The organism is Bacillus cereus group sp. MS39 (genome assembly GCF_040448665.1).
Classification (GTDB): Bacteria; Bacillota; Bacilli; order Bacillales; family Bacillaceae_G; genus Bacillus_A; species Bacillus_A wiedmannii.
In genome coordinates, this window is record NZ_CP123058.1 from 4467401 (window position 1) to 4479413 (window position 12013).

The following is a 12013-nucleotide window of genomic DNA, read 5'->3' on the forward strand; positions in this document are numbered from 1 at the left end:
TATGGAATATGCTTATCTGTCTGTACATCTTCAACATTTGCTCCACCTGCTAATAATCTCCTGTACATAAAAGAGTGCCCTGTTAATACTGTTTTAATCATTTTGTATTGCCCTCCTTTTGTTTGATTACTTGTATCATAAAATAAGTATCTGAAGTTGATATGTAGTCTATCTAGAGTGTATGTAAATTTAGAAAATCTCTAATAAAATGTTTGTATTGTAACGTTACCACCAAAACTATTGCCCTAAACACCATGATTTGAAGAGATAGGCCCCCATGTTCTAGTCTCAATTCCTCCTACAGTTCTATATTCAGTAGAACTAGTTAATTCCTATAATATAAAAAGAGCACCACTTTTTGGATGCTCCTCGTTATAACTATATATTATTTAATTTCCTTCTTTTGCTGGTACCATTTTTCCTTCTTGAGAATCCGTGCCCTCTGTTCTTTCAACAGTTTTTGCATGCTCTGGTTTTTCAGGGGCTCCCATTTCAAATCCAGGTTGAGAATCTGTACCTTCTTTTGTTGGTACCATTTTTCCTTCTTGAGAACCTGTACCCTCTGTTCTTTCAACAGTTTTTGCGTTTCCTTTAGGAGTTGCTGGCACTGCATCTTTAGGTAAATCAAAGTTTTGTGAGAAAGACGTTGTTCCATCTGCACTCTGTGTAATTACTTGATTTGAACTATTTTCATTTGACTTTAAATTGTCCATTTTCGCATCATCTGCACCTCCCGCTACTAATCCTGTACTTAAAAGTGCTCCTGCTAATAATGTTTTAAACATCTTTCATTACCTCCTGTTTATTTGTAATATTCATCAAAAAAGTATCTAGAGTTAATGTTTTAGTCATTATCTTTATCTACTTGCTTTTTGATTACATTTAGCATAAGACAAGAATCTATAGTTGATATGGACTGTATCTGGAGATTATGTAAAGAAAAATAGATGATCCATTGTATATCCTAATGGATGCTTAGACAAGATTGAAACTTTATATGAGTTTGAACAATTGAGTTCCCCTTTGTTTTTGGGTGTGAGGTTTTTAGCTGGAGTGGAGTGAGGGACTAACCTTTTCTAATATAAAAGCAAACTTTTTATTATTAGTTTACATTCATTCCCCCTTAAATATTGACCTCTCAACAATTCCCTTAATATCCTCAATTTATATAACAGCAGATTTACAATATTAAATATCTATCAATATGATTTATTCTATTGATAGATATTTAATTAATTTTACACTTCAACTAAGGCTTACAAATATCTCGTATGACTTATCTCAAAATCCTTATCGATGTTAAAGTTATTCATTTTTAAGACTAGAAACAAATTAATATTGTGAATTCACATTTTAGGGGTACTACCCCATCGCTATCAAGCTAAGCTTATGCAAAATCAATTTCAGGCGAGATTGTTTCTTTTTTCTAAAGGGCAAGTGTAGATGATTGAAAGATTTGCATACGAAATAAACCCTAACGGGTTTCACTTTTTTGAATTAAGCGGCTTGATTATCAGACATGGTACAATTGTAAACGACACCTAATATATCAAAGACTGTTTTCTTCTCATATCGATGAGATTTTCTCCCGTTTTGCTGTAGGAGATTGAACAGGCGAAGTAACACCTTTGATAGCTCTTGGGTGTTTTTTTGTATAGTTTGGAATAGAAGAAGAAAATAGTCTTTAATCATATATATGGCTTTATACTCACTAAGCTCTCGTTTTTTCTTTATAAGGAGCAATTGGCGCATTTGAAACATGATAGAAGAACAGAGTAGAATGGCAATCAATTGACCATATAAATGGCATTCCAATCGTTCTGGTTTTATCTTTTTACAATGATGAATTTGAAAGAATGACTTCCACGTTTTAAATAAAATTTCGATTTGCCAACGCAAAGAATACCAGTCATGTACCTGTCCCGTCGGGACAATATCTGTAGGGGTGTTTGTCATATATACATTGATACCACTGAGTCGTTTACTACGAGGAGAATACTTCATTCCTTTCTTTTTTTCTCTTACAGCTTGATCTTGTAATCGTTTTTGTTGCTGTTGTTTTGTTAATCGATGAACAATTACACGAGCTGGCACTTTATCAATCATTCCTACATAAGCATTAGCTATTTCACATGTTTGTCCTGGTTGAAGGGAGTTCATTACCGTCTCCATATCTATCTGTATATACTCTGTACCTTTCTTAATTCTTCCATCTTGAAAATAATCAGGGTTAGGATTTTTTTGATACATACGTGTATTCGACTTGATACGAGAGATATAGTAGGCCTCTTTATCTTGTATATATTGAAGGTCTTTTAAATGAAAATAACCTAAATCTCGGATACATAAATCATTCGCTGTCACAGTTGGGGCACACAGAGAGCCGTAAGTGCGATCATGTTGTTTACCTGGACCTGTATGAATATGAAGGAACTGTCCACTTAACAAATCATACTCAAGTTGAATTTTTATCCCAGCCGTATGGCTGCATCCTCCTGCACCTGGATAAACTGATGAAAATACATCCGGGAGTTGAAATGCAGTTGAATCTAAAATACGAATACGCTTGAAAACAGAAGTGTATGGAGAAGAAATCGGCATAGATGCGGCCAGTTTTTTGCTTAGTAGTTCGGCTAGTAGGTGTTGTAAAAGTTGGACGGCAGCCTTATTAAACCGTTGATTCAGTCCCTCAGGACTGATGAGTACTTCTGTTGATGCTTCTAAACAGCTAGATAACTGAGTTAAAGAAGTCATAGCTACATTTTGGCTCAACCATACACATAAAGCGACTAAATCTTTTGCTTGGTACTTACTGGTTCGTTGTACAAAGCCAACGTCTCTAGCAAGATCCCGTAAGGTATTTGGAGATAAAAAACTTTGAATCTCTTGAGCAAATAGTTGTAATTCGTCAGACACAGAAACAGACATAAAAAACGCCATCCTTTCCTATGATTCTACAGAAAGAATAGCGTATTTTTTCATTTTAGGGGATACTTCAAAATCTCAGATTGATAGGTATATAGCATTTCTGTTAAGTCAATTACAGGAACCAAAATTAATTACTTATTTTTCATTTCCACTAAAATTTTTGATATTGCTATCCATAAATTTATAAACATTAAAGTTCCGAAAATATCAGCAACAACTACATAATGTCCTATAAATAGGTTTTCAAAGTGAAATAATGGAGTGTTATAAATGGCTATTAATAAAGATATAATCATCGAAAACAGAAAAATTTTTTTCTTAGTTATCATATAACTGCAAAACAAGAACGTATAATAAGCCCAAAATTGTGCAGCATACCAAGCATGAGATAGCCGAATACCTGCTTTTGTATGCAGAGTTGTTAAAACCAGTACGAATAATACAAGTAATGCAATTAATGGAGCAAATTTAACGAATTGTAAAAGGTTTAAATAGCGCTTGTTTGAACTTGGATGGTTTACTCCATACTTAAATACCCATTTCTTTATATAATGAATAAAAAATATAAAACCCACATTAATAATTAACAAAAAAAACATCATTATTATTCCTTCTTTTCCAATGTATTAATCAACTAAAAAGTTAATTGATAGTTTATTTAAACTTATCTTTATTAAACTCTTTTTTTGGGTAATCTTCAAGTTTGTTTAAGTGGAATGGGCATTTTTTTCGAGTATTTGGGGGAGTGGCCATTGTCATCAACCTAAGAAAACAGGTCACCCCAAAAACGATAAATAAGCTTTTTCGTTACAAGAAAGCCTAAAAATTTCGTTCTGGGGGTGTCAATTTTATCGTTTTGGGATATTTGCTTTTCTTAGCTCCATGGTGATGTATGGTGACCCCATATAGAAGGTTTCTTCATTATGTACGAAGTTGATTTTTAATTTTTAGAATATTAATATTGTTTAGAATCTGTATATGTATTATTATAAATAATGGTATATTAGTAAATTTTTGATACAGATTCTATTCAATCTCTAAAAATATGATTCTTGGAGGCGTTGTTGTGCGTAAAAAATGGAAAATCGGGCTAATGAGTACGCTTCTTGCCTGTACTACCTTCACATCTGTAGCATTTGCAGCAGAAAAGCCAGTCGATCAACCCAAATGGGAGGAATGGCTAAATGGACATGCAAAAAGATTAAATGAACCCACTTCCCAAACAACAGAAGATTTATCTTTTCTAAAAGAGGCCGTACAGGACAAGCGTATTGTTGTACTTGGGGAAAGTACGCATGGTGCGAAGGAAATGAATCAATCCAAAATACGTATGATTAAGTACTTACATGAGGAAATGGGATATGATGTGATTGCATTTGAAACAGGGCTTGGGGAAGCAGCAGCTGTTCAGCAAAATTTTGATCACTTAACCGCTACGGAAGCGATGAAACAATCTTTATACCCTGTATGGCAAACTGAGGAACTTGAACAATTATTTACCTATATGAAAGAACAAAAAGAAAAAGGAAAGCCACTCACATTAGCTGGTTTTGATATGAATTTGTTTTATAATTCTTCATTCCGCTCCTATGCAAAAGAATGGTTGCAAAAATTAAATCCTGAAGTCGCATCTGAATTTGATACAGCAGTGTCAGAGTTAATTGAACTAGATAGGTATTACAGTAAATATGAAGGTACGTATCCTTATGATCGATTTAAAGCAGAAATACAGCCCGTAATTAACAAGTTTGAAAAGGTTAGAACATTTATTCAGAATCATAAATCTGAATTGACTCAAGTTGCACCTCATGCTGCGTATGATGTGAATTTCCTTGAGAAAGCAATCAGTATACGGATTGATGCGATTAAAACGCATTTAGATGCAGATATGAAAGTCAGAGGTGGCATCCCCTCACCTAACCTGACAGACTATTCTTTTTACATCCGAGATCGAAAAATGGCACAAAACTTCGCATGGCTCACTGAAATGCAGTATAAAAACAAAAAAATCATTGTGTGGGGACATAATTATCATATTCGAAAACAAAATTCGAAAATGATATTAGACTGGACGAAGGCGCAACAATACAATTATGTTGGCCCAAATATGATGGATTATCTTCCGCAGCGCATTAAAGACCAAATGTACACGATTGGTGTATTTGCGTATAGTGGAAGCAGTTGGGATGATGTCAATGAAGATGTTATTCCTGTACATAATGAACATGAAGAACAAAGCGTTGAAAAAATCATCAGCACGGTGGGAAGTCCCCATGTTTTTGTTAACCTAAGGGGAGAAAGTAACCGACCAGAAACTTCATGGATGTTTACTCCTACTGCAGCAAGTTATTGGGGGAAAAAAGAAAGAGAAGAAATCATGATTCCCACAGAACAATATGATGGCATTCTTTGGTTAGAAAAGACATCGCCTTCTGTACTGAAATAAATACAAGAGCATCCTTACAATATAAGGATGCTCTTTTTCTTGTCATGATTGTACGTAAACAACATTCGATTGGATTCATTCCCTATAGAAAATACTAACGATCAAACAATATATTCATTATAGGGGTAGCGTCACATCGCCATCAAACTAAAATTTTATAGTACCCCCAGAACGAAATTTTGTGCTAACTTGAAACAAAAAAACTCATTTTTTCGTTTCGGGGTAATTCTGAATTCTTAAGTTGATGGGTATGGGGTAAGACCACATGCCCATCAAGCTAAAATTTTATAGTACCCCAGAACGAAATTTTGTACTAACTTGTAACAAAAAAGCTCATTTTTTCGTTTTGGGGTATATGCTTTTCTTTTTTTGATATGGCGATGGGGTCACCATATCAAAAAAGAAAATTGTGCTATAGACATATTTTTCGACCACTTCCTGTTCGTTAAGGGACTCGTTATTTTTTTACAGTTTTTTATTATGAAATTCTAAATAACTAATTATAATAGGTGAAAAAAACGATCAATAGCTGGGGTACGGAAAGGATTCGAATTTACATTCTTTCTCAATACATATTATGGATAAATAAAGTAAAATATGGGTTGGGGTTATGTCTCCTGTTGTGTTAATCCTAACAATAACTACGGGTACATAATATGCTTTCATACCTTTGACTAATTTTGTTATAGAAGGGATGGAGATTTAAATGGCTCAAATTGTTGGTATTGATAGATACCTTTGTACTGGGGCTTTAATCGATATGCGTGAGGGCCTTTCCCTAAGTCTTGTCAGGAAGTAAGGAACAGTAAGCAAACACTTATACAATATGAATAGAGGAGAGGAATGCCTTATGAAAATACGTAGTCAAATTACTTGTGCAAGTCTGGCCCTTTTAATAGCTGGAAGTTCCCTGTTATATACAACACCAACCTCAATTGTAAAAGCAGAGCCCACTCAAAATGTATCTAGTTCGTTACAAACAAATACTCAACGAGATCGTACTTCCGTCAAGCAAGCAATGCGGGATACATTGCAACTTGGATACCCGGGAATACTTGCTAAAACTTCTGAGGGTGGAAGAACGTGGGGTTATGCCGCTGGGATAGCGGATCTGAGAACCAAGAAACCAATGAAAACAGATTTTCGCTTTCGCATTGGCAGTGTGACGAAGACGTTCACCGCAACAGTTGTACTTCAATTAGCTGGAGAGAACCGCCTGAATCTAAACGACTCCATCGAAAAATGGTTGCCTGGTGTCATTCAAGGAAATGGATATGATGGTAACCAGATTACTATCCGGCAGATATTGAACCATACAAGTGGTATCGCTGAATACTCAAGGTCAAAAGACGCTGATTTTACGGATACAAAAAAATCGTATACGGCTGAAGAGTTAGTGAAGATGGGGATTTCTTTGCCCCCAGACTTTGACCCAGGAAAGGGCTGGTCTTATTCAAACACAGGATACGTATTACTGGGTATTCTTATTGAAAAAGTAACCAGAAACAGCTATGCGGAAGAGATTGAAAATCGGATTATTGAACCACTTGAATTGTCGAATACATTCCTACCTGGCAATTCAAGCGTTATTCCAGGCACCAACCATGCCCGTGGATATGACCAACCAGACGGAGCAAGTGAGCTAAAAGACGTTACTTATTATAACCCAAGTGCAGGTAGCTCTGCTGGAGATATGATTTCTACTGCTGACGACTTAAACAAATTCTTCTCTTACTTGCTCGGTGGCAAATTACTGAAAGAACAGCAACTAAAACAAATGCTTACTACAGTTCCTACAGGAAAAGAAGGAATCGATGGATATGGTCTTGGAATCTATGAAACTAAGCTTCCAAGCGGTGTCTCGATATGGGGACACACAGGTGGCATTCTAGGGTTTACTACTCTTGTTGGAGGTAAACTTGGAGGCAAGCATACGTTGGTCGTCAATTGGAATAGTTTGGGTAGAACTGACAGTCCTAATCCTTTTAAAAATATTTTACTTGCTGAATTTAGCAAGTAGGAAAAAAGGAAAAATTCATCGTAGTTTTCATAGTTAAAAACATACTTTTCTGGTTCAAAAGCCCCAACTTATTTTTAAGAAAAATTTGGGGCTTTTTTTGTTTTGGTGGCGTTTATTCTTCTTAAGTTGATAGCGATGGGGACGGCCCCTCTAACCCTTTAACTGAAAGAAAACTTGTTTAATATTGCCTCAGTACCAAGTATGACCGTGTTAAGCTCATTCCCTCGGCTATCTTGTCCCCTTCTGAAATAGAGACTGCGTAAAAAATTCTTGCTGTTCACGCGAGCAATCACCTGACTGCGACTTCTCGGCAAATTGCAGCATTGCGCTAAGCCGCTAATCCAATTAGCGATTTCTTGATGTGGAAGTAACTCTTTGTCAATCATCGTATCCACGATGTTTACCAACCGCTCATCATCCTCATCGCTAAAAATGTGTCTACCATTATGAAGCATGCCAGAAATAGCGACAAGAACCTCACGCAGCATTGCGACGCTGCTCTCCTCGCACTGCACCAGCTCAACAAAAACATCCGCACCATGAGACGTGCTGTGAGCCCAGCCTCCTACTGAAAGGTAACCTCGCAGATCCTTCTCCTCTTTATAATAACGGAGCATCACATGCATTAATTGCTCAATTTCCGCTTGATTAAAAAATGGATTCTGTCTGTGGCGTTGCACAATCAAAGCGATAGGTAAGGCAGAGAACGTCCTTGTAAAAACTGACTGATCATCCTCGCTACCAATACCATAGAACAAATGGTTCTCATCAGTCAGAACAGTTAAGAGGCTTCGTAACTCCTCTTCACAGAATCTATTCTCTTCCTTAATCCACATATAAAACATCGAATAAATCAGGTTATCCCGTAATTCTGGCTGAGGATCTCCAATATATTGAAGTAACAAAGGTAAGAAATCTTGATGCTGCTCACCTTCGTGTAACTGATACTCATCCTTCTCAATTCTTTGTAAATCCAGCATCAATTTAATCCTTGTATCGCTCATTTCCCCATCTCCTTCAACATTAACATAATCTCCTCTATAACAACTTCGGGCTCATCATGATGAATATAATGTCCACTTCGACTAGCAATCCGGTACTTGCTTGACGTTGATAGCCATTGGAATTCTGCTTGGAGTTTTTGCTCAATTTTCAATATTTCTTGAGATGGCCATCCCTCTTCAACATTGTCAGGTAAACCTCTTGTAATAATTGCAAGAGGGAGGTTACTTTGATTTGAATGATCAACGATTTGCTTATAACTTTGTATTTTATCAATCTTCTCACTATTCAACATAGGATTCTCGTAATATTCCCTATTTCTTGCAAGCAGATTTTCGGGTAGAACCTTTTCATAGGCAAGTTCTTTATATTCCGGTGCAGCGTCAACCAAAACCATACCACAGATGTTCAGTGGATAAAGGCTGGCAGAGTCCCTATACTTTCATGGTTTCCAAATTTAGATGGTGCCGAACCACAAAATTAGCACTATTCTTTAATAAAAAATCCTACTCATTTTTTAATGAGTAGGATTTTTTATTAAAGAGCTATTTCGTATTAATTTGTGCCATCATTTAATATGCTATTTTTAAATGATTTCCAAATTTGATAACTTATTATATAAATTTCTAAATTCTATACAGCACTATCAATTAAACAATTATTAGATATATCTTCTATCTAAAACATCGTATTATCATTAGCTGCTTCACTTGGAATCTCTTGAATTACATCCCAGTGTTCAACGATCTTTCCATCCTTGATACGAAATATATCCACTATAGCAACTCCCTTATCTTGAGAATTAGTACGAGAATGCACATGAAGAGCAACTGTATCCCCTTCAGCTACTACACGTTTAATCTCTGCAGAGGAATTAGGATTTTTAACAAAATCCTCCTTAAAGAAATCCATGAAGGCTTTTCTTCCATCAGCAACAAAAGGATTATGTTGCTTATAATCTTCGCTAACATATTTAGGGATAATATCGATATTATGTTTGTTAAAAACTTCATTATAGAAATCAACTACCATCTTTTTATTCTTTTCATTTTCTTTTACTTCTTTTGATACAGAAGCGACATTTTCGCTCTTTATTGAGTTCCCCTTGTTATTACCGGTGGAAGCTTGAAATATCAAAGTGGACACAATTCCTAAAATAAACACAGAAATAATTATTACTATTAAACTTTTCTCTAATTTCATATATACCTACCTCTTCTAATCATATAAATTATATTCCATTACATTTTTGGGAAGTAAAACCCTTCCCAAAAATGTAATGTCAGGGGTAATGTTAGGAAATTTCATTTATCCTAACACTCCCCCCTATACAAGGCATATTAGAAACGATTAACTCTAACTTAATACCTCATTAACAGTTGCACTGTCCACAATTTGAATAAACTTCTTAACTTTATCGTTCTCATCAAACTCATAAAGGTGACAAAAATCTGCTACAAATGACTTCCCTGTAGCTTTATATGTTCCACTATATTTTCCATACACGATAACAGTATCGTTATTAAAAGTATAAATTTCATCTTTAGCACTATAGTCATCCCATTCCGTACCAAGACGTTCATGTACGTTTTTCACTACTTCATCTGGACCTATATAAGTACCTGCATATGGAAACCCAGCAGCTTCTGTCCAAGATACATTTTCACTTAAATACGTTTTGAACGCATCCAATTTTCCTTCGCCAGTTAACACATACGTTTCATGTAATAGTTTTTGATATTTATTCATAACATTAACCCCAAGGCATTTCTTTTTTTACAACTTTTGCACTTAATTCTAATACACCTTTATTTGCATAGCCTGGATATGCTGCTTCAAGTTTTGCCACAAAATCTTTTGAAGTTTCACTTTCCTCAGAAGCTTGAACCGCAGTTCTTAGATAATCCATTGTCGCAGTAAGCGCTTGATTATTTAGGGATTTTTCGATTGACCCATGGCTAGGTACAATTATGTCAGCATGTAATGCTTGTAACACTTTCAAGTTCTCAATCCATGCCTCCATAGCCGCTTTTGAGCTAGTATCCGCTAAGAATACATGTATTTCGTTAAAGACATCAATACCACCAATTAATACTTTTAGTTCTTTATTAAATAGGCTTGTTCTATAATGATCTAAGCCTACTAGTTCAAATGTTAACCCTTGAAAATCAATTGTTTTTTCTTTAAACACTTGGGGTAATACCACGTTACTTGGCGCGTTTTCTCCAAGGGCATCTTTCCAAACTTTTAATTTCCCTAGTACAGAATGAACGATATGTTCAACAGTAGTCTCTGTAGCATACGCTATAGCTTCTGGGTAAGCAGCTTTAATATTTTCTAATCCAAAGTAGTAATCAGGATCCCCATGAGTAATAAAGATTTTATCTAAAGATAAGTCGTTTTTTTTCAGATACTCAACAATTTCTTTCGAATCAGACTGAGTAAATTTTGAGTTTATTAAAAATGCATGTCCTGCTTTCTCAACTAAGGTTGCTGTGACCATAAAGCTTTTTTCGTCCGAACTAAACACCGTTAATTTCACATCTTTTTGATTTGTATCGATTGTTTTAAACATAGTATGTTATTCTCCTTTTGTTAAAGTTATTAACTAATTATCATATTTTTATCTTGTTCCGATAAAATCTCCCACTCCCATTTATCTGAAAGTGTAATAGTACTGGCGAATATTCCGGAGATGAATGTCAGGTGGCCTAAGATAACATGTTTGCTACTATATCCTAAATTTTCTTAATATAAATTTTTAAAACGCGCTTCAATTTTATCCGGCGTCATTACGCCACCACCAATAGGGATAATTTGATTATCCTTTTGTAAAAGTAATGAAGGATAACTATTAACACCAAGCTGTCGAACTTTATTGAAATCATTTTGGACATCTATTATTGTTTCTTGAGCGTTTAAACGTTCTAATACTTGTTCAGGGTCCAAACCATGCTCGATTGCAATCTTACGATATGTTTCAGGATCACTCAGACTTTGGCCCTCATAATAAAACGCTTTTTGCATAGCCGAAGTGAATTCTAATAAACGGTCTGGCGCTAATGAGCGTAAGGCTGAAAAGCCAATTGCAGCATCTTTCGAATTCATTTTAAAAGTCCCTTCCTCCACCAGTTTTTGATATGAAGGACCAAATTCAGCACCTGTAAGTTGATTAATTCTTTTATTTCCTTCTTCTATATATGAGAAGTTTTTCATTGGTAAATTATCTAAAAATAACCCTCCACATAAAACCATTAATGGCACTTCAGTGTGGTTTTTGTAAAATCCTTTAATACTTTCTGAAAAACCATAGCACCATCCACAATATGCGTCCCATACGTAAATAAGGTTATCTTGTTTCTTCTCCATTTAAATCTCCTACCTTTCTTTTTATTATCCAGCTCAACTAAATTTTTGGTTTATATAAGTACATCTTTTTATACCTTGTTCTTTTTTTAGATACCTTACTATATTTCCCCAAAACTAATATTTCCAAAGAAAGATCAACCAAGGTTTTTAACAAAAGATAACGCTGCACCTTATTGCCCCGTAACAGAAAATACTAAAGCTTGGAATATGCATTGATTTGAATGCGTTAGTAACTGTCTACACCGGGT

10 protein-coding genes and 1 pseudogene are annotated in these 12013 nt (G+C 35.3%); 2 read left to right on the top strand and 9 right to left on the bottom strand.

What is annotated here, in order from left to right:
• Positions 1–389: 389 nt before the first annotated feature.
• The 3 genes from QEP67_RS23160 to QEP67_RS23170 form a co-directional block, all read right to left on the bottom strand.
• Entirely contained in the window at positions 390–785 is a 396-nt protein-coding gene (locus QEP67_RS23160) for a hypothetical protein (protein WP_000477315.1), read from the bottom strand.
• Between the two features lie 712 nt (positions 786–1497).
• Complete coding sequence (locus QEP67_RS23165; protein ID WP_000116993.1) at positions 1498–2928, bottom strand: IS4 family transposase; 1431 nt, start codon at positions 2926–2928, stop codon at positions 1498–1500.
• A gap of 131 nt (positions 2929–3059) precedes the next feature.
• Positions 3060–3530, bottom strand: coding sequence for a hypothetical protein (locus QEP67_RS23170; RefSeq protein WP_064460033.1), 471 nt, complete (start codon positions 3528–3530; stop codon positions 3060–3062).
• A gap of 464 nt (positions 3531–3994) precedes the next feature.
• Between QEP67_RS23170 and QEP67_RS23175 the strand changes: the two genes are divergently transcribed.
• A complete protein-coding gene (locus tag QEP67_RS23175) occupies positions 3995–5374 on the top strand; it encodes an erythromycin esterase family protein (RefSeq protein ID WP_001228151.1) in 1380 nt (459 codons plus the stop codon).
• A gap of 850 nt (positions 5375–6224) precedes the next feature.
• On the top strand, positions 6225–7394 hold the full coding sequence (locus QEP67_RS23180) for a serine hydrolase domain-containing protein (protein WP_000702511.1): 1170 nt from the start codon (positions 6225–6227) through the stop codon (positions 7392–7394).
• Positions 7395–7552: 158 nt separating this feature from the next.
• Here the strand turns inward: QEP67_RS23180 and QEP67_RS23185 are convergent, their stop codons facing one another.
• The 6 genes and pseudogenes from QEP67_RS23185 to QEP67_RS23210 form a co-directional block, all read right to left on the bottom strand.
• Entirely contained in the window at positions 7553–8398 is an 846-nt protein-coding gene (locus QEP67_RS23185; protein ID WP_001285738.1) for a DUF2785 domain-containing protein, read from the bottom strand.
• Positions 8395–8823, bottom strand: a pseudogene (locus tag QEP67_RS23190) (alpha/beta hydrolase); the annotation flags it as partial. The pseudogene QEP67_RS23190 and the gene QEP67_RS23185, both read right to left, overlap by 4 nt.
• 251 nt (positions 8824–9074) lie before the next feature.
• Positions 9075–9599, bottom strand: coding sequence for an ester cyclase (locus QEP67_RS23195; protein WP_000764219.1), 525 nt, complete (start codon positions 9597–9599; stop codon positions 9075–9077).
• 153 nt (positions 9600–9752) lie between these two features.
• Positions 9753–10145, bottom strand: coding sequence for a nuclear transport factor 2 family protein (locus QEP67_RS23200; RefSeq protein WP_064472791.1), 393 nt, complete (start codon positions 10143–10145; stop codon positions 9753–9755).
• Between the two features lie 4 nt (positions 10146–10149).
• Positions 10150–10971, bottom strand: coding sequence for an MBL fold metallo-hydrolase (locus QEP67_RS23205; protein WP_353706446.1), 822 nt, complete (start codon positions 10969–10971; stop codon positions 10150–10152).
• Between the two features lie 173 nt (positions 10972–11144).
• Positions 11145–11765: a DsbA family protein gene (locus QEP67_RS23210; RefSeq protein ID WP_048566944.1), complete on the bottom strand. Its 621-nt coding sequence runs from the start codon at positions 11763–11765 to the stop codon at positions 11145–11147.
• Between the last annotated feature and the right edge of the window lie 248 nt (positions 11766–12013).

Bases quoted from the DNA above. Each gene is read 5' to 3' on its own strand.
- QEP67_RS23160 (WP_000477315.1), bottom strand. From the start codon at position 785: ATGTTTAAAACATTATTAGCAGGAGCACTTTTAAGTACAGGATTAGTA.
- QEP67_RS23165 (WP_000116993.1), bottom strand. From the start codon at position 2,928: ATGTCTGTTTCTGTGTCTGACGAATTACAACTATTTGCTCAAGAGATT.
- QEP67_RS23170 (WP_064460033.1), bottom strand. From the start codon at position 3,530: ATGATGTTTTTTTTGTTAATTATTAATGTGGGTTTTATATTTTTTATT.
- QEP67_RS23180 (WP_000702511.1), top strand. From the start codon at position 6,225: ATGAAAATACGTAGTCAAATTACTTGTGCAAGTCTGGCCCTTTTAATA.
- QEP67_RS23185 (WP_001285738.1), bottom strand. From the start codon at position 8,398: ATGAGCGATACAAGGATTAAATTGATGCTGGATTTACAAAGAATTGAG.
- QEP67_RS23195 (WP_000764219.1), bottom strand. From the start codon at position 9,599: ATGAAATTAGAGAAAAGTTTAATAGTAATAATTATTTCTGTGTTTATT.
- QEP67_RS23200 (WP_064472791.1), bottom strand. From the start codon at position 10,145: ATGAATAAATATCAAAAACTATTACATGAAACGTATGTGTTAACTGGC.
- QEP67_RS23205 (WP_353706446.1), bottom strand. From the start codon at position 10,971: ATGTTTAAAACAATCGATACAAATCAAAAAGATGTGAAATTAACGGTG.
- QEP67_RS23210 (WP_048566944.1), bottom strand. From the start codon at position 11,765: ATGGAGAAGAAACAAGATAACCTTATTTACGTATGGGACGCATATTGT.